The organism is Dactylosporangium sp. NPDC000244 (assembly GCF_040300725.1).
Lineage (GTDB): Bacteria > Actinomycetota > Actinomycetes > Mycobacteriales > Micromonosporaceae > Dactylosporangium.
Window position 1 is genome coordinate 65,864 of sequence record NZ_JBEPEH010000024.1, and the last position, 15,661, is coordinate 81,524.

At 74.6% G+C, this 15,661-nt stretch carries 20 protein-coding genes; 13 read left to right on the plus strand and 7 right to left on the minus strand.

Annotation, left to right across the window (positions count from 1 at the left end; all coding sequences use genetic code 11):
• The first annotated feature begins 16 nt into the window (after positions 1 to 16).
• Genes ABT369_RS31895 through ABT369_RS31920 form a run of 6 tightly spaced genes read left to right on the plus strand, consistent with a single transcriptional unit; the run spans position 17 to position 2,224 of the window.
• Complete coding sequence (locus tag ABT369_RS31895; RefSeq protein WP_350617623.1) at positions 17 to 265, plus strand: gas vesicle protein GvpG; 249 nt, start codon at positions 17 to 19, stop codon at positions 263 to 265.
• A gap of 3 nt (positions 266 to 268) precedes the next feature.
• Positions 269 to 598, plus strand: a complete 330-nt coding sequence (gene gvpO, locus ABT369_RS31900) for a gas vesicle protein GvpO (protein WP_350617624.1) — start codon at positions 269 to 271, stop codon at positions 596 to 598.
• A gap of 1 nt (position 599) precedes the next feature.
• Positions 600 to 938 carry a gas vesicle protein GvpJ gene (gene gvpJ / locus ABT369_RS58030; RefSeq protein ID WP_502891844.1) on the plus strand — a complete coding sequence of 113 codons (339 nt, stop codon included), beginning with the start codon at positions 600 to 602 and terminating at the stop codon, positions 936 to 938.
• A complete protein-coding gene (locus ABT369_RS31910; protein WP_350617625.1) occupies positions 931 to 1,701 on the plus strand; it encodes a GvpL/GvpF family gas vesicle protein in 771 nt (256 codons plus the stop codon). The genes gvpJ and ABT369_RS31910 overlap by 8 nt, the downstream gene beginning before the upstream one ends.
• Complete coding sequence (locus tag ABT369_RS31915; RefSeq protein ID WP_350617626.1) at positions 1,698 to 1,883, plus strand: gas vesicle protein; 186 nt, start codon at positions 1,698 to 1,700, stop codon at positions 1,881 to 1,883. The genes ABT369_RS31910 and ABT369_RS31915 overlap by 4 nt, the downstream gene beginning before the upstream one ends.
• On the plus strand, positions 1,880 to 2,224 hold the full coding sequence (locus ABT369_RS31920) for a gas vesicle protein K (RefSeq protein ID WP_350617627.1): 345 nt from the start codon (positions 1,880 to 1,882) through the stop codon (positions 2,222 to 2,224). The genes ABT369_RS31915 and ABT369_RS31920 overlap by 4 nt, the downstream gene beginning before the upstream one ends.
• A 13-nt stretch (positions 2,225 to 2,237) precedes the next feature.
• Here the strand turns inward: ABT369_RS31920 and ABT369_RS31925 are convergent, their stop codons facing one another.
• The gene (locus ABT369_RS31925) at positions 2,238 to 5,093 is read right to left on the minus strand and encodes a helix-turn-helix transcriptional regulator (RefSeq protein ID WP_350617628.1); all 2,856 of its coding nucleotides are present in this window, start codon (positions 5,091 to 5,093) and stop codon (positions 2,238 to 2,240) included.
• Between the two features lie 93 nt (positions 5,094 to 5,186).
• Between ABT369_RS31925 and ABT369_RS31930 the strand changes: the two genes are divergently transcribed.
• Positions 5,187 to 5,783 (plus strand): dihydrofolate reductase family protein, encoded by a 597-nt coding sequence (locus ABT369_RS31930; protein ID WP_350617629.1) that lies wholly within the window; start codon positions 5,187 to 5,189, stop codon positions 5,781 to 5,783.
• A gap of 57 nt (positions 5,784 to 5,840) precedes the next feature.
• Here the strand turns inward: ABT369_RS31930 and ABT369_RS31935 are convergent, their stop codons facing one another.
• Positions 5,841 to 6,512 carry a CPBP family intramembrane glutamic endopeptidase gene (locus ABT369_RS31935; protein WP_350617630.1) on the minus strand — a complete coding sequence of 224 codons (672 nt, stop codon included), beginning with the start codon at positions 6,510 to 6,512 and terminating at the stop codon, positions 5,841 to 5,843.
• A gap of 79 nt (positions 6,513 to 6,591) precedes the next feature.
• Between ABT369_RS31935 and ABT369_RS31940 the strand changes: the two genes are divergently transcribed.
• Positions 6,592 to 7,305 (plus strand): helix-turn-helix domain-containing protein, encoded by a 714-nt coding sequence (locus ABT369_RS31940; RefSeq protein ID WP_350617631.1) that lies wholly within the window; start codon positions 6,592 to 6,594, stop codon positions 7,303 to 7,305.
• 13 nt (positions 7,306 to 7,318) lie between these two features.
• Positions 7,319 to 8,482 carry a hypothetical protein gene (locus ABT369_RS31945; RefSeq protein ID WP_350617632.1) on the plus strand — a complete coding sequence of 388 codons (1,164 nt, stop codon included), beginning with the start codon at positions 7,319 to 7,321 and terminating at the stop codon, positions 8,480 to 8,482.
• A gap of 35 nt (positions 8,483 to 8,517) precedes the next feature.
• On the opposite strand, the gene ABT369_RS31950 is transcribed toward ABT369_RS31945, so the two are convergent.
• On the minus strand, positions 8,518 to 8,862 hold the full coding sequence (locus ABT369_RS31950) for a hypothetical protein (RefSeq protein WP_350617633.1): 345 nt from the start codon (positions 8,860 to 8,862) through the stop codon (positions 8,518 to 8,520).
• Complete coding sequence (locus tag ABT369_RS31955) at positions 8,859 to 9,335, minus strand: cupin domain-containing protein (protein ID WP_350617634.1); 477 nt, start codon at positions 9,333 to 9,335, stop codon at positions 8,859 to 8,861. Before ABT369_RS31955 ends, ABT369_RS31950 begins: the two co-directional genes overlap by 4 nt.
• Positions 9,336 to 9,377: 42 nt before the next feature.
• Between ABT369_RS31955 and ABT369_RS31960 the strand changes: the two genes are divergently transcribed.
• A complete protein-coding gene (locus ABT369_RS31960; protein WP_350617635.1) occupies positions 9,378 to 9,962 on the plus strand; it encodes a TetR/AcrR family transcriptional regulator in 585 nt (194 codons plus the stop codon).
• Here the strand turns inward: ABT369_RS31960 and ABT369_RS31965 are convergent.
• Positions 9,949 to 10,443: a DinB family protein gene (locus ABT369_RS31965; RefSeq protein WP_350617636.1), complete on the minus strand. Its 495-nt coding sequence runs from the start codon at positions 10,441 to 10,443 to the stop codon at positions 9,949 to 9,951. The two genes, ABT369_RS31960 and ABT369_RS31965, sit on opposite strands and share 14 nt — an antisense overlap.
• A gap of 29 nt (positions 10,444 to 10,472) precedes the next feature.
• Positions 10,473 to 11,120 carry a TetR-type transcription factor C-terminal domain-containing protein gene (locus ABT369_RS31970; protein WP_350617637.1) on the minus strand — a complete coding sequence of 216 codons (648 nt, stop codon included), beginning with the start codon at positions 11,118 to 11,120 and terminating at the stop codon, positions 10,473 to 10,475.
• 180 nt (positions 11,121 to 11,300) lie between these two features.
• Between ABT369_RS31970 and ABT369_RS31975 the strand changes: the two genes are divergently transcribed.
• Positions 11,301 to 12,119 (plus strand): polysaccharide deacetylase family protein, encoded by an 819-nt coding sequence (locus tag ABT369_RS31975; protein WP_350617638.1) that lies wholly within the window; start codon positions 11,301 to 11,303, stop codon positions 12,117 to 12,119.
• Positions 12,120 to 12,264: 145 nt separating this feature from the next.
• Positions 12,265 to 13,404 carry a M20 metallopeptidase family protein gene (locus ABT369_RS31980; RefSeq protein WP_350617639.1) on the plus strand — a complete coding sequence of 380 codons (1,140 nt, stop codon included), beginning with the start codon at positions 12,265 to 12,267 and terminating at the stop codon, positions 13,402 to 13,404.
• A gap of 73 nt (positions 13,405 to 13,477) precedes the next feature.
• Here the strand turns inward: ABT369_RS31980 and ABT369_RS31985 are convergent, their stop codons facing one another.
• Positions 13,478 to 14,104, minus strand: coding sequence for a TetR/AcrR family transcriptional regulator (locus ABT369_RS31985; protein ID WP_350617640.1), 627 nt, complete (start codon positions 14,102 to 14,104; stop codon positions 13,478 to 13,480).
• 97 nt (positions 14,105 to 14,201) lie between these two features.
• On the opposite strand from ABT369_RS31985, the gene ABT369_RS31990 reads away from it, so the two are divergent.
• Positions 14,202 to 15,659 (plus strand): MFS transporter, encoded by a 1,458-nt coding sequence (locus ABT369_RS31990; RefSeq protein WP_350617641.1) that lies wholly within the window; start codon positions 14,202 to 14,204, stop codon positions 15,657 to 15,659.
• Positions 15,660 to 15,661: the final 2 nt, after the last annotated feature.

The following is a 15,661-nucleotide window of genomic DNA, read 5'->3' on the forward strand; positions in this document are numbered from 1 at the left end:
TTGGCGGAGATCAACGATGGGCCTCATCACCGCGATCCTGACCGCCCCGCTCGCGCCGGTGCGGGTGGTGGTCTGGGCCGGCGAACTGATCCGTGACCAGGTCAACCACGAGTTGTTCGACCCGGGGGTGATCCGGCGCCAGATCCAGCAGATCGACGAGGCCCGCGCCGCCGGGCGGATCGACCCGGCGGAGGCCGAGCAGCGCCAGCAGGAGCTGATCAGCCGCCTGCTGGGGCCGGTCGGCAACCCCGAGCAGGAGGGCTGAGCCGTGCGTGGTTCCCGTGACGACAACGCCGACAACGACCGGTACACCTACGACGACGAAGGCGAGGCGCTGGCGCCGGGCATGATCGCCGCGACGGCCATGCGCGACGTCGCCGAGCTGACCGGCAAGGCGCCGTCGGGCATCACCGCCCTGGAGCCGGACGACGACGGCGGCTGGCTGGTCGAGATCGAGGTCATCGAGGACCGTCGCATCCCGTCGTCCGGCGACATGCTGGCGACCTACCGGGCCCAGGTCACCGCGGACGGTGAGCTGACCGGGCTGCGGCGCATCCGGCGGTTCTCGCGCGGCAAGGGTGACACGGAGGTCGGCTGACATGCGCCAGAACCCGCGCTCGGAGTCCGTGCTCGCCTCCGGCGCCTCCCGCTCGCCGGCCGTCGCCGGGCCTCAGCCGGCGAACCTCGGGGACATCCTGGAGCGCGTCCTCGACCGCGGCATCGTCATCGTCGGCGACATCCGGGTGAGCCTGCTCGACATCGAGCTGCTGACGATCAAGCTGCGGCTGGTGGTCGCCTCCGTCGACACGGCCCGGCAGATGGGCATCGACTGGTGGGAGCACGACCCGTGGCTCACCTCGCAGGCCCGCAAGCCGCTCGCGCCCGGCGCCGCGGCCGCGCAGCTCGAGCAGGGCGACGCGGAGGACGAGCATGAGTGACGGAGTCTGGCTGCACGCCGTGGCGCGTGACCTCGAGCCCGGCGCCGTCGACGGCCTCGTCGGGGTCGCCGGCGGTGCCGTGCGCACGCTCGCGGCCGGAGCCCTCGCCGCCGCGGTCTGCCCCGTCGACCTCGCCGAGTTCGGCGAGGAGGCGCTGCGCCGCAACCTCGAGGACCTCGCCTGGCTGGACCGGGCGGCCCGGGCCCACCACGCCGTCGTGGCCGCGCTCGCGCGCGAGCACGCGGTCGTCCCGGCCCGCCTCGCCACCGTGTACCACGACGACGCCGGCGTCCTCGAGATGCTCCGGCAGCGCCGCGAGGAGCTCGAGGCCGTCCTGGACCGGGTCGGCGGCCGGGCCGAGTGGGGCGTGAAGATGTACGCCGAACCGCCCGCGTCGCCGGCCGGCGAACCCTCCGGGCCGTCCGCCGGCCGCCCGGGCACCGCCTACCTGGAGCGCCGCCGGGCCCGGCTGGCCGCCGACGACGTGTGGCGGCTGCGCGCCGCCGAGGGTGCCGAGGCGACGCACCTGGCCCTCGCCGCCGACGCCGCGGCGGCGCGGCGGCACCCGCCCCAGGACCGCCGGCTGACCGGCCGCGCCGAGACGATGGTGCTCAACGGCGCCTACCTGATCGACCGGGGCCGCTCCGGCCCGTTCGCCGACCTCGTCGCCGCCCAGGCCGCCCGCCACGCCGAGCTGTCCCTGGAGCTCACCGGGCCCTGGCCGCCGTACTCGTTCACCGGCACGGAACCGGCGCCGCCATGACGTCGGACTCCGTGATGCGCTCCCAGCCGGTGGCGCTCGTCGACCTGCTCGACCGGCTCCTCGGCACCGGCGTCGTCATCACCGGCGAGGTGACCCTGTCGATCGCCGGCGTCGACCTGGTCTACATCTCGCTCCGAGCCCTCGTCGCATCGGCAAGCACCGTCGCGCCCCGGCAGCCATGACCGCGGCCGGCGAAGGCCCCACACCCCCGGCCCGCCGCCAGCGGATCGAGGTCGACCGCGAAGGCGTCGAGCGCGGCTTCGCGAGCCTGGTGCTCACCGTCGTGGAGCTGCTGCGGCAGCTGATGGAGCGCCAGGCGCTGCGCCGCATCGACGTCGGGGACCTCACCGACGACCAGATCGAGGAGATCGGGGCCACGCTCATGGCCCTCGAGGAGCGCATGACCGAGCTGCGGGAGCACTTCGGGCTCTCGGCCGCGGACCTCAACATCGATCTCGGGCCGCTCGGGCCGCTGCTGCCCGACCCGCCCGGCGACGCGGGCGGTCATCCCCCGCAGCCGTGAGCGGCCGGGACCGTCACCGCAGGCCGTGCTCGAGGGCCCGGGCGGCGGCCTCGGTACGGGTCGCGACCCCGAGCTTCGCCAGGATCCGCGCCACGTGCGTGTTCACCGTGTTCACGCTCACGAACAGCTCCGCGGCGATCTCGGCGTTCGAGCGGCCGCGGGCCAGCACGCGCAGCACGTCCAGCTCGCGGGCGGTCAGGCCGAAGCCGCCCGGCGCCGGCTCGGCCGCGGTGCCGTCGAGCCGGCCGCGGTGCGCCAGGTCGTCGATGCGCGCCAGCAGCGGCGCGGCCCCGAGGTCGGCGGCGATCGCGCGCGCCTCGGCCAGCCGGGAGCGGGCGCCGGGCCGGTTGTTCGACGCCAGCGCGCGGGCGGCGGCGTCGGTCAGCACCAGCGCGGTCTCGTGCCGCTGGCCCAGCGCCCGCCACGCCGCGGCCGCCCGGTCCCAGGCCGCCAGCTCGTCGGCCGTCGTCGCCGCGACGGTGAGGCGGTGGGCGTCCAGGCCGTGCGCGGACAGCGCGGTGAGCTCGGCGAGGCGGGCCGTCGTCGCCGCGACCGTGAGGCGGTGGGCGTCCAGGCCGTGCGCGGACAGCGCGGTGAGCTCGGCGAGGCGGGCCGCGACCGCGTCGGCGACCCGGCGGTTGCGCGGGGCCGCGGCGCGCCGGGCCCGCTGCAGCCGCGCGCCGGCCACGGCGAGGCGCAGGGCCTGCGGCGGCAGCCACGACTCCCGGGCCGCCGGGAGGTGCTCGCCCAGGACGTCGTCGGCCGCCTCGTACTCGCCCCGGGCCGCCGCCCACTCGAGGCGAGCGACGGCGATGTCGGCCTTCAGCTCCTCGGCCCCGGCCGCGTGCGTGGCGAACTCGACCAGCTGGCGCAGCAGCACCTCGAGGCGGTCGGTCCGGCCCCGGGCGGCGGCGATGCCGGCGGCGACCAGGCGCAGGGCCGCGGCGTACAGCGGCGGCGGCCCCTCGGCGAGCGCCTCCTCGACGATCGCCCCGGCCTCGTCCCAGCGGCCCAGCGCCGCCAGGTTCTCCGCCTGGGCCTTGGCGAGCATGGTGCCGCGGGAGCGGGCATGGCCGAGGCGTTCGGCCTCCGCCCGGCCCTCCTGCGCAAGGCCGGCCGCGTCGGCGTACCGGCCGTCGGCGCCCAGCCGGAGCGCCTCACACTGGAACGTCGTCAGGTAGGTGTGCTCGTCGCCGGCCTGCCGGGCGAGGCGGCGGGCGGCGGCGAAGCCGGCTCGGTCGCCGTGCAGGGTGGCCAGCACGAGCAGGGCCGGGGCCCGCAACGCGTCGTCGTCGAGCTCGTCGGCGATGTGCAGGGCCTCGGTGGCCGCCGCCCGGCTCTCGGCCGCCCGGTGCCCGCCGACGCCCGCGAACGCGAGGGCCGACAGCAGCTCCGCGCGCAGGCCCGGCGGGGCGCCCGGCGGCAGGAGCGCAACCGCGGCCGCGAGGTCGTCGGCGCCGGTGCCGTCGACGCGCTGCCGCAGCCGCCCGCGCAGCCCCAGCAGCCGCGCCGCCCGCTCCGGCTCGGCGGCCCGGTGGAGCTCGTCGAGGGCGTCCGTGGCCAGGTCGACGCCGCGGGCGGAGCGGCCCGCCGCGAACGCCGCCCGCACTGCCTGCTCGAGGACGTCGCCGCGCTCGAGGCCGGCCCCGGTGGCTGTCGGGCCGGCGGGGTCCCACTGCCGCAGGATCAGGCCGAGCAGGTGCAGCCGCTCGTCGTGGGCGTGCTGGCGCTCGGCCCGGGCGGCGGCGCGCCACGCGGCCGGCAGGGCGGCATCGGGCTCCCCGGCCGCGGTCCAGTGCTCGGCCAGCGCGGCCCCGTCGGGCTCGTGATCCGCCAGCGCGACCGCGAACCGGCGATGCAACCGGCGCCGCTCCCCCGGCAGGAGCGCGTCGTGGACCGCCTCGCGAAGAACATCGTGCCGGATTTCGTACCGCTCGCCGCGCGCCGAAACCAGGCGCCGTTCGGCGAGATCGTGCAGGGCGCGGCCCAGCTGGACGGGCGGGAGGGCGGTGACGGATGCGAGGACCGATTCGACGGTACCGCCGCCGGAAACGGCCAACGCGGACAGCGCCTCGCCGAGGGGCTCCGGCAGGTCCGCGACCCGGGCTAGCAGCAGTTCGCGCAGGGAGGCCGGGGCCTCGCCCGCCTCGCTGAGCGCCTCCACGAACAGCGGGTTGCCGCCGCTGCGCCCGTGGATGCGGCGGACGCGCTCGGGCTCGGGCGGGCGGCCGTCGATGGCCGCGAGCAGCTCCGCGACCTGCGGCGGGGCGAGCGGCTCGAGCGGCATCCGGACGACGTCGGGGCGGCGCCCGAGCTCGGCGAGCAGGCGCCGGTCCGGGGTGCCGCCGGCGCGCGACGTGCCGACCAGCAGGACGGACCCGGCGGCGTTGCGGGCCAGGTACGCGAACAGCTCCCGCGTGGACGCGTCGGCCCAGTGCAGGTCCTCGACCACGAGCACGAGCGGCCGGGCCTCGGCGACGCGCCCGGCGAGCGCGAGGACCTCCTCCAGCAGCCGGGTCCGGGCGTAGCGGGCCGGCGCCGGGCCGAGGCCGGGCAGCCAGTCGCCGAGGGCGGACCCGTCGGCGGGCAGCAGTGCCCGCACGGCATCGAGGCCGAGCTGCCGCACGAGGTCACGGACGACGGCGACGAACGGCACGTAGGGTGCGCCCTCCGCGCCGAGCTCCAGGCAGGCGCCGACGAGCACCAGCGGGTCGCCGGGCAGGTCCCGCAGCGCGTCGGTGACCAGGCGCGACTTGCCGATGCCGGCCTCGCCGGTGACGAGCACGGTGACCGGCGCCCGCGCGTACGCCGAGCGCAGCGCGGCGGTCTCGGCCGCGCGGCCGACCAACACCGGACTGACGACCGCCATGCCCCGCCTCCCCGCAGTCCCGGGAAATCCCGGGCTCGATGTCATCAAGTCTGGCGACGACCCGGAGCCGCCTCGCGGGAGAACCTATCGAACATGACTCAGCACCGGCGCGTCGTCGCCAACATCTCCCTCTCCCTCGACGGTCGCGTGACCGGCCGCGGCGGGGACTTCGACATGGCCTGGATCGTCCCGCACGCCGTGAGCCCGGGCGCGCGCAGCCACATGGTCCGCGTGACCGGCGCGGCCACCACCGCCCTGCTCGGCCGCAAGAACTACCAGGGCTTCGCCGGCTTCTGGCCCGCCGTCGCCGACGACGAGAACGCGCACGCCGACGACCGCACGTTCTCCCGCTGGCTCAACGAGGTCGAGAAGGTCGTCTTCTCCACGACGCTCACCGAGGTCGAATGGGACAACGCCCGCCTCGCCGGCACCGACCCGGTCACCGCCGTGCGGCAGCTGCGCGGCGAGCCCGGCGGCGACATCATCGTGCTCGCCAGCACCAGCGTCATCCGGCGGCTGCTCGACGCCGACGAGGTCGACCGGCTCAGCGTGACGCTGTGCCCGGAGCTGGTCGGCGGCGGCGCCCGCCTGTTCGACGACGGTCCGGCGGGCTCCTGGCGGCTCGCGGACAGCACCGCGACCGAGAGCGGCGCGCTGTGCCTGCTCTACGACCGTGCCCGCGACCAGTGAGGGAGACCGCCCGGCGGCCGGTCTCACGCGCCCGCACCTAGCCGGCGCGGACGCGGGTCACGCGAACGCGTAGAGGAGGAGAAACGACGTGTTGTAGACAGCGTGCAGGACGACGCCGGGCCAGATCGACCTGGTCCGGCAGAGCAGCCAGCCGTTGACGAGGCCGACGAGGAACGCGGACGGGAACACGAGGCTGATGCCGTGCCAGAGCGCGAAGACGAAGGCGCTCACGAGCACGGTCACCCAGGTGCCCCAGCGCTGCAGGAAGCGGGCGATCACGCCCCGGAACAGCAGCTCCTCGCCCAGCGGGGTCAGCAGGCCGCCCAGGGCGATGGTGCCGATCAGCGTGGCGAGGCCGGCGGCGGACGCGGCGCGCAGGTCGCCCTGGGCGTCGTCGAGGTTCGGGTACAGCCGCGCGACGACGACGTCGAAGGTCCGGATCACGGCGAGGCACGCCGCGGCGAGACCGACCGCGACGAGCAGCCATTTCGGGTCGACGCGGCGCACGCCGAACGCCCGGAGGCCGCGGATGCGGACCGCCACGACGATCGCGAACACGGCGAGGGGCGCCAGGCCGGAGAACGCGAGCTGGGCGATGCCCTCGAGGGCCGGGGTGCCCGCCGGGAACGCCACGAGCAGGACGAGGCCGCCGGCGTACACCACCACGGCCGCGATGAGGGCGACGCCGAGCTCGAGCCAGCCGGGCCGGCGATCTGGGGTTTCCGTCATGGGCTCCAGTGCAGAGCGTGCCCTTGGGGCCGGGTCAAGTGCTTGACCGTGCCCCTGGGGCATGGTCTTCACTGGCTCCATGGCGTGGAGTACCAGGCAGCTCGCCGAGCTCGGCGGCGTCACCGTCAAGGCGGTGCGCCACTACCACCGCATCGGGCTGCTCGACGAGCCCGAGCGGATGTCGAACGGCTACAAGCAGTACAAGCCCGGTCACCTCGTCCGGCTGCTGCAGATCAAGCGGATGAGCGACCTCGGCGTGCCCCTGGCGCAGATCGGCGCGATGGGGCGGGCGGACGAGGACCCCGACGAGGCCATCCGGATGCTGGACGCCGAGCTCGCCGGCACCATCGCGCGGCTGCAGCGGATCCGGGCCGAGCTCGCCGTCACCCTCCGGCACCGGGCGCCGATCGACACGCCGCCGCCGTTCGGGCCGGTCGCCGACAAGCTCGGCGAGCGGGGCCGGGCGCTGGCCGCCGTCTTCTCGCGGGTGTTCGACGGCGACGCGCTCGACGACCTGCGGCTGCTCGTGTCGGGGCGGGACGACTTCGAGGACGCGTTCGAGACGATCGCCGAGGACGCGGACGACGCGGCGATCGACGAGCTGGCCGCGCAGATGGCCGTGGCCATCCGCGCGCACCATGACCGCTTCCCGTGGATGAGCGACCCGGCCGGCGCCGCGCCGGGGGGCCGGAGGTTCGCCGAGGACGTCATCGTCCCGGCCTTCGCCGAGCTGTTCAACAAGGCGCAGCTCAAGGCGATGGCGCGGGCGTTCGAAATTCTCCAGGCGTCGTGATTCGATCTCCTGTGTGAAGGCAACCCCGGCGGCCACCCTGCACCGCACCGAGCGCTGGTTCGTCCGGGCCGCGCTGCCCCAGCTCGTCGCCGACTTCTCCGCGCGCGCCCAGGTGGTGCCGCGGATGCTGCCGTTGCTGACCGGCGCCGCGCTGTACTGGCTGCTCCAGGCCGCCTCCGTCGGCGCGTTCGCGTCGCTGGCCCTGCCGCTGCTGGTGCTGGTCGCGATCTGGCCGTTCACCACGGGCCTCAACGGCCGCCGCCCGCCGCGGCTCCCACGCGCCGGGGTGGTCGGGGTGGCCGTGTTCTTCGCGGCGGTGTTCACGCTCGGCGGCCCGCTGGTCCACGCGATGCGGCCGGGCGCGTTCAGCCCCGCGCTCGCCGCGACGGTCGGCGCCGACCCCGCGCTGATCGTCGGGTTCGTCGGGCTGGCCCTCTTCGCGGCCACGTTCGTCGGCGGCTACCTCGCGACCGCGTACGGCGTGGTCCCGGCGCTGCGGCACGCGCTCGGCGATCTGCTGACTGGGCTGGGCGACATCCCGCGCTCGTTCGGCCGGTCGCTGCCGGTGGTGCTGTTCGGCACGCTGTTCCTGTTCTTCACCGGCGAGCTGTGGCAGCTGCTGGACCGGCTCTCGTGGCCGCGGGTGCTGCTGGTGCTGGTGTTGCTGGCGGCAATCGTCGGGCTGGCCACGTGGCGGGTGGTGAAGGGCTACGACGGGGACCCGGTCGGCGCGCCGCCCACCCCGGCGGATCTGGCCGAGGCGTGCGACGGCACGCCGCTGGCCGGGGTGGACGTCCCGCCGGCGCGGCTGCGGCCGTTGCAGCACCGGCAGGAGCTCAACGTGCTGGTGCTGCTGACCGTCCGGCTGCTCGTGCAGGCCGCGATCATCGGGCTCGGCCTGTTCCTGTTCTTCGTGGCGCTGGGACTGATCACGGTGCAGTACGAGACCGCCGCCGTGTGGATCGGGCACGCACCGGTGCGGTCGAACCTGCTCGGGGTACCGGAGGCGCTGTTCAAACTGTCGGCGCTGCTCGCGTCCTTCGGCGGCGTGTCGTTCGCGACGACCTCGATGACGAACGCGGAGTACCGCCAGGAGTTCTTCGAACCGGTGCTGCGCAGCATCCGCCGGCCGATGCTGGTGCACACCGTCTACCTGGCGCTGCGCAACGACCGCTGACCGCGTGGGCGCTCAGCCGGGGCGGCAGCGCTCGCTCACGCGATGGCGACGGCCGCGGCCGCGTGCAGCACCGTCAGCAGCGAGGCGCCGGCGATCATCGTCCACTTGCGGCGGGCGATGCCGATCGCCGCGTCGCCGGCCTGGGACGCGGCGGCCGCGAGGAGGATGACGGCGCCGGCCGGCCCCGCCCACCACAGCGGCACCACGCCGGCCGCCACCCCCAGCGGCACGCCCCGCACGGCGTACATCCAGCCGTAGAAGCGCTCGCCGACGGTCGGCGGATCGCTCGCGCTCAGCGCCGCCGGCCGCACGCCGCCCACCACCGCGAAGGCGATCCCGGCGAGGGCGGCGACGGTGTTGGCGATCAGCAGCACGGTCACGACGCGTACTCGGTGGACGGCTCGGTGCCGTACTTCGTCCACACCGCGGCCACCGAGCCGGGCGTCAGCGGCTGCCCGGACTCGACCATGTCCTTGAGGTCGCGGAAGTACTGCACGTACAGGTCCGGCGTGAAGGTGTTGAGCATGACCGCGGGGTCGTCGCTGACGTTGGCGAACGTGTGCGGCGCGCCCGGCGGGACCATGACCCAGGTCCCGGCGCCGGCGTCGTAGTCGTCCTGCCCCACGGTGAACCGCACGGTGCCGGACAGCACGTAGAAGCCCTCGTCGTGCTGGGAGTGGCGGTGCTGCGGCGGGCCGGGGGTGCGCGGGGGCAGCGTGATCTCGCCGAGGCCGAGGCGGTGGCCGGTGTTGCTGCCGTCCTCGAGGATGCGGATCCGCGCCGGGCCGTTGACGAAGAGCTCGCCGTCGCCCGGGCCGACGATCGCGACCCTCTTATGAGAGTTCACTGTCATGAAGCGACTGTACCCTCATTACGAGGGTGCACAATAGTGAGCATGCGCGCGAACCAGATGGAACGCACCCGGTCCGCGATCCTCGCGGCCGCCCGTGACCTCGCGGACAGCGGCGCGGAGATCACGATGTCGGCGGTCGCGGCCGAGGCGCGGGTGTCCGAGGCGACCGCGTACCGGTACTTTCCCGACCTCGTCTCGCTCCTGCGCGCCGCCGTGATGGTGGAGGACCAGGTCGCGGCCCTGCGCTCGATGACCGCCGGCGACGACCCGGTCGAGCGGATCGGCCAGGCCGCCGAGGTGCTGGGCCGGGCCGTCCTGCGCCGGCAGGGCGCCGTGCGGGCGGTCGTGGCCGCCTCCATCGCGAAGCCGTCGACCGCCAGGGAGCGGCCGGCGCAGCGGTTCGCGCTGATCGAGCACGCGCTCGTCCCGTGGATCGACGCCAACGGCCTGGCCGGGCGCGCCGACGTCGAACAGCTGGTCCGCGACCTCGCGCTCGTCGTCAGCGCGGAGTCGGTGTTCGCCCTGACGGACCTGTGCGGCCTGGCCCCGGACGACGCGATCGCGAGCCTCGTGGCCACCGCCCGGCGCGTGACCGCGGCGGGGGTCGCGGCCGTCAGCGGCCCGTAGACCCGTCGAGCCGCTCACGGATGATGTCGGCGTGACCGGCGTGGCGCGCGGTCTCCTCGATCATGTGCGCCAGGGCCCAGCGCATCGTCGGGGCCGGGCCCCGGCCCGGCGGGCGCGGCGCCGGGCCGCCCAGGTCCGGGCACGCCTCGACGACCGCGTTCACCTCGGCGTTCGTGCGCCGGTAGGCGACGAGCAGGCCGTCGACGGTCTCGTCGGGGCCGGGGAGCATGGTGCGGCGCAGGTTCGCGATCGGCTCGCCGAGGAAGTAGAACCGCTCGACGTGCGTCAGGTGCTTGACCAGCCCCAGGAGGTTGGTCCCGGACGGCACCCCGGCCGCGCGCACCTGCGGCTCCGGCACGTCGGCCACCTTGCCCGCGATCGAGCCGCGCAGGTAGTCGAGCACGCCCAGCAGCGTGGCCTTCTCCCCCGGGCCGGTCCATGCGGGCCCGAGGTCCTTCGTCCGGCGAGGCTTCGGCGACATGACCCCAGCCTTTCAAGGAAAGCTGAGCGTCAGGCGGCCGGGGCCTCCAGGCCCTGCAGCACCATCGCGGCGAACTGCCGGGCGACCTCGTCCACGCTGAGCGGGCCGCTGACGTTCAGCCATTGGTACGCCCACGCGCACATGCCCACGAGCCCGAACGTCGCGATCCTCGGGTCGACGTCCGCCCGGAACGCGCCCCGCGTCACGCCGTCGGCCACCATCCCGGCGAACGCGGCCTCGACCAGATCGCGCTTGCGGGTCACCTCGGCGAAGAGGTCGCCGGTGAGGTACCGCCGCTCCTGGTAGAAAATCGTGACGTGACCACGGTATTCGGCCACGCTGGTCAGGCTGAAGCGAATCAGCTCGGACACGCGGGTCTTCGGATCGTCGCTGCCGGACTCGATCTTCTTGATCGCGGTCAGCTGCGCCTCCAGGTATTCCTCCTGGATCGTGCGCAGCAGGTCGTCCTTGCTCTCGAAGTGGTGGTAGAACGCACCCTTCGTCAGCTGTGCCCGGTCGGCGATCTCCTGCACCGAGGTGCGGTCGAAGCCCTGGCGCTCGAAGAGTTGCAGCGCGCTGTCGATGAGCGACCGGCGCGTGTTCTCCGGGTCGTAGCCGCCCGGCCAGCGCTGCCGGCGGCGGGCGGACTCCGGCCGCGGAGACGTCGTACGGGCCATATGCGGCCTCCCCTCTCCCTGCCGACACAGCGTACCGTCCGGTCGGAAGGATATCTCTCGGGCCGCGCCACGCAACCCCCGAACCTGGCCGACGTCCACGATAGACGATGGCTTGATCGACGTCAGTCAACTACCCGCACGCGCTGCAACCCAGTCGCGGCCCTCAACCGTCTGGTAGGTGTGCGCCTTGCGACTTCCGGCCTGCTGATCGCCGCGGTACTGCTCCTGCTGGGCACGATCGCCCGCGACAGCGACCGCGTGAACCCGGCCGCGAGCCCCTCCGCACCCGCCGTTCCCGCGACCCCGGTCGCCGCCGCGCCGCCGTCCCCGACGCCCTCGGCGAGCCCGTCGGCCCCGCCGGTGTTCCACGACGGCGACGGCCCGGTCGGCTCGTTCCTCACCACCCGCAGCCAGTCCGTCGCGCTGACCTTCGACGACGGACCGGACCCGATCAACACCCCGAAGCTGCTGGCCCTGCTGCGGGAGCGGCACATCCACGCCACGTTCTGCATGGTCGGCTTCCGGGTCCGCGACCGGCCCGACCTCGTCCGGGCCATCTACGCCGACGGGCACACGCTGTGCAACCACTCGTGGCAGCATCTGCTGAACCTCGCCCAGCGCGACGACGCGTACATCGACTGGGACCTCAAGCACACCAACGACATGATCCACGCGGCGGTGGGTGCCGACGCGCCGATCCGGTACTTCCGCGCGCCCGGCGGCAACTTCACGCCCGCGCTCGTGGCCAAGGCGCGCTCGCTCGGCATGGACTCGATCTACTGGGACGTGGACCCGCGCGACTGGGAGCACACGCACGACAGCAACGCCTCGGCACACATCTCGCGCGTGGTGAACGAGGTGCAGCGGCACACGCGGCCGGGCTCGATCGTGCTGTCGCACGACAACGGACAGCCGAACACGATCACGGCGTACCAGCACCTGCTGCCCTGGCTCCAGGAGCGCTTCACGCTGGAGGGCCTGCCCGCCTCGGGGCTGTAGGGGTGGGGCTGACCCTCCTCGATGGACGGGGGCCACCGGTACTGTGCGGCGGTCCGAAACTCGACAGGCTGAACGCATGCCAATCAGCCGCCGCACCCTCCTGCGGGCCAGCACAGCATCGGCCTTCGTCCCTATGCTCGGCGTCGTGGACGAGCCTGACGATCTCATCGAGCTGCGCCGCGATCTGCACCGCCACCCCGAGACCGCCGGGGAGGAGCGCTACACCTCGGCCGTGGTCGCGCGCCGCCTGCGCAAGGCGGGCCTCGACGTCACCACCGGCGTCGGCGGCCACGGCGTCGTCGGCGTGCTCCGCGGGGCCGGACGGGGCCGGACCGTCGCCTATCGCGCGGACATGGATGCCGTACCGCCCCAGGACCAGATCGCCGGCGGACCCGAGCCCGCGCACCTGTGCGGGCACGACATCCACACCACGATCGGCGTGGGCGTCGCCGAGGCCCTGGCCCGCGGGCGCCGGCGGCTCGCGGGCACCGTCGTCTTCGTGTTCCAGCCCGGCGAGGAGGCGCTCACGGGCGCGGCCGCGATGCTCGCCGACCACGTCCTCGAGCACACCCGGCCGGAGGAGATCCACGCCCTGCACTGCGGCCCGTTCCCGCTCGGCGACTTCGTGGTCATGCCCGGCACCGGCATGCCGGGCCAGGACCACGCGACCGTGACCGTCGACGGAACCGGCGCCGCCGAGCGCGCGGCCTCGCTGGCCGCGGCGATCAACGGGCTCGGCACCATACGCCCGCCGGCGGGCCCGGCCGAGCTGGAGCGGCTCGTCACCGAGCTGCTGACGCCGCACGGGCCGCTCGCCGAGTTCGTGTTCATGAACGCGTCGGCGGACGGGGCGCAGGTGCGGGTGTCGTACCGGTGCTGGCCCGAGGCGCGCTGGACGGCGGTCCGCCACGACATCGAGCGCCTGGCCGCCGCGGCCGGACCGGCGACGGTCGCCTACCCGGCCGACCCGTTCCCGGCGATGATCGTGCCCGAGGCCGACGCGCGGGCGGTGGAGCGGTACCTGCGCCGGAGCGTGGGCGACGACCACGTCGACGTCATGCACGGCGCCGTCCCGTTCAACGGCGAGGACTTCGGCCTGTTCCTGCGGCGGGTGCCGGGCACGTACTCGTTCCTCGGCGTGCGCCGCCCGGGCGCGTCGATCGAGACGGCGTACCCGCACTTCGGGGCGTTCGACCCGGACGAGCGCGCCATCGCCCACGGCGTCCGCGCGATGTCGGGCTGGCTGTCCCACCGGACCGCCCGCGCCCACGGGCCCCACGACTGACGGTTCGGGGTGGCCCGGTCACGGCACTGCGGCTGGTGCCACCACAGATAGGCGCCGCGAGGTCGGCTTCGGCTCAGCCCTGGACGCTGCCGGGGGTCGCGCCGTAGACGAGGCGCAGGATCGCGTCGGTGAGCGTGTCGAGCAGTTCGTCCTCGTCGTAGGCGCCCGGGTCGGCGTAGGCGTCGGCGAACGTCATGCTGCGCAGGTGCATGGCCATCTTGGCGAGCAGGTCGGGCGGGCCGACGACCGTCCGGCCTGCCCGCGCGTCACGCTCGATGCGCTTGCTGAACAGCGTGCAGCCCTCGTCCAGCAGCCGGTCGCGGACGTGCCGCACCTCGGGGCCGGGGTCGGGCGTGATGAAGGCCTCGCGCAGCCAGCGGCCGTCGATTTTCCAGCGGGCCAGCCCCCCGGCGAGGCCCCGCCGCAGCGCGCCCCGGTCCAGCCCGTCCGAGGCGAGCCACTCGGCCATCTCCAGGTCGGCCTCGGCGAGCCGCTGGTCGACGAGCGCGGCGAGCAGCGCCTGCTTCGACTCGAAGTAGAAGTAGAAGCCCGACCGTGCGATGCCGGCCGCCCCGGCCAGGTCGTCGATCGTGACCTGACTGATCGGCTTGTCCCGGAACACGTCCCGGGCGGCGTCGACCAGGGCCTGCTCCCGCTGGTCGCCCTTGGTGGGGGCGCGGCGGCTCTTGATGGCTGGCACGGCGTCGACTGTACCGTCCGCCGAGTGTAATCGACACCGCATCTTTTATTTTCGACACCGTGTTGAAAAGCCTGGGCGACGCGTCTACGTTCGGGCTGTGATCCTCAGAACGCGCCTCGCGCTGCCCGTCGCCTGCTACGTGGTGCTGCTCGTCTCGGCGCTGCAGACCCTGGTCGTCCCGGTCGTCGCCGACATCCGCGCCGACCTGGGCGTCTCGACCAGCGCGGCCAGCTGGGTGGTGACCGCCAACCTGCTCGCCGCCGCGGTGTTCACCCCGATGCTCGGCCGGCTCGGCGACCTGTACGGCCGCCGCCCGGTGATGCTCGGCGTGCTGAGCGTGGTGCTGCTCGGCTCGGTGCTCGCCGCCACCACCTCCAGCCTTCCGCTGCTGCTCGTCGGCCGGGTCGCCCAGGCCGCCAGCTTCGGGCTCTTCCCGCTGGCCATCGGCGTGCTCCGCGAGGAGCTCCCGCCGCAGCGGCTGACCGGCGCGATGGCCCTGGTCAGCGGCATGCTCTCGATCGGCGCCGGGTTCGGCCTCGTGGTCACCGGGCTGCTGATGCGCCACGGCGGCAACTACCACGAGCTGTTCTGGCTGTCGACCGCGCTCACCGCGGTCGGCCTGGCCGGCGTCTGGCGGCTGCCCCGCCGGGCGGGCGCGGCGACCGGCTGGCTCGACTGGGCCGGCGCGGTCCTGCTCGGGGTCGGCCTGGTGCTGCTGATCCTGCCGCTGGAGGAGGGCAACGGCTGGGGCTGGGGCTCGGCCCGGGTGCTCGGCTCGCTGGCCGCCGCGGTCGTCGTGCTGGCCGTCTTCGTCCTGTTCGAGCGGCGCGTCACGCACCCGCTGGTCAGCCCGCGGATGCTCAGCCACCGCCCGATCGTGGTGGCCAACGCGGCCGGCTTGTTCCTCGGCTTCGCGATGTTCGCCGTCTTCCTGGCCGTCTCCGCGCTGGTGCAGACGCCGCACGCGGTCGCCGGCTACGGCTTCGGCGCCTCGGTGCTCGCCGCCAGCCTGGTCTACCTGCTGCCGGGCACGGCCGGCGGCGTGATCACCGCGCCGCTCGGCGGCCGGCTCGTCGCCCGGTTCGGGGCGAAGCCGACGCTGGTGATCGCGGCGGTCCTGGCCGGCGCCGGCTTCGCCATGCTCGCGGTGCTGCACTCGGCGACCTGGGAGGTCATCGTCGGGGCCCTGGTGGTCAACACGGGGGTCACGTTCGGCTACGCGGCGCTGCCCGCGCTCCTGATCGCGCACGTCGAGCCGGCCGAGACCGGCATCGCCAACAGCGTTAACTCGATCGCCCGCTCGGTCGGCATGTCCCTGGGCACCGCGTTCGTGGTCACCATGATGACCCGCAACCCGATCCCGGGCCCGGTGCCGCTGCCCCGGGAGGCCCAGTTCGTGACCGTCTTCGTGATCGGCGCGGTCCTGGCCGCGATCGCCGCCGCCGTGGTCGGCTGGGCCCTGCCGCGGGCGCGGCCGGTCGCGCTCACCACGGCCGAGGTGGAGGCCGACGACGTGCTCGGCGCGGCCGGGCTGGAGGTGCCGGTCCGGCGCTGAGC

Bases quoted from the DNA above. Each gene is read 5' to 3' on its own strand.
- ABT369_RS31895 (WP_350617623.1), top strand. From the start codon at position 17: ATGGGCCTCATCACCGCGATCCTGACCGCCCCGCTCGCGCCGGTGCGG.
- ABT369_RS31955 (WP_350617634.1), bottom strand. From the start codon at position 9,335: ATGACAGTGAACTCTCATAAGAGGGTCGCGATCGTCGGCCCGGGCGAC.
- ABT369_RS31925 (WP_350617628.1), bottom strand. From the start codon at position 5,093: ATGGCGGTCGTCAGTCCGGTGTTGGTCGGCCGCGCGGCCGAGACCGCC.
- ABT369_RS31910 (WP_350617625.1), top strand. From the start codon at position 931: ATGAGTGACGGAGTCTGGCTGCACGCCGTGGCGCGTGACCTCGAGCCC.
- ABT369_RS31935 (WP_350617630.1), bottom strand. From the start codon at position 6,512: ATGACGGAAACCCCAGATCGCCGGCCCGGCTGGCTCGAGCTCGGCGTC.
- ABT369_RS31965 (WP_350617636.1), bottom strand. From the start codon at position 10,443: ATGTCGCCGAAGCCTCGCCGGACGAAGGACCTCGGGCCCGCATGGACC.
- ABT369_RS31915 (WP_350617626.1), top strand. From the start codon at position 1,698: ATGACGTCGGACTCCGTGATGCGCTCCCAGCCGGTGGCGCTCGTCGAC.
- ABT369_RS31940 (WP_350617631.1), top strand. From the start codon at position 6,592: ATGGCGTGGAGTACCAGGCAGCTCGCCGAGCTCGGCGGCGTCACCGTC.
- ABT369_RS31970 (WP_350617637.1), bottom strand. From the start codon at position 11,120: ATGGCCCGTACGACGTCTCCGCGGCCGGAGTCCGCCCGCCGCCGGCAG.
- ABT369_RS31930 (WP_350617629.1), top strand. From the start codon at position 5,187: ATGACTCAGCACCGGCGCGTCGTCGCCAACATCTCCCTCTCCCTCGAC.
- gvpJ (WP_502891844.1), top strand. From the start codon at position 600: ATGCGCCAGAACCCGCGCTCGGAGTCCGTGCTCGCCTCCGGCGCCTCC.
- ABT369_RS31920 (WP_350617627.1), top strand. From the start codon at position 1,880: ATGACCGCGGCCGGCGAAGGCCCCACACCCCCGGCCCGCCGCCAGCGG.
- ABT369_RS31960 (WP_350617635.1), top strand. From the start codon at position 9,378: ATGCGCGCGAACCAGATGGAACGCACCCGGTCCGCGATCCTCGCGGCC.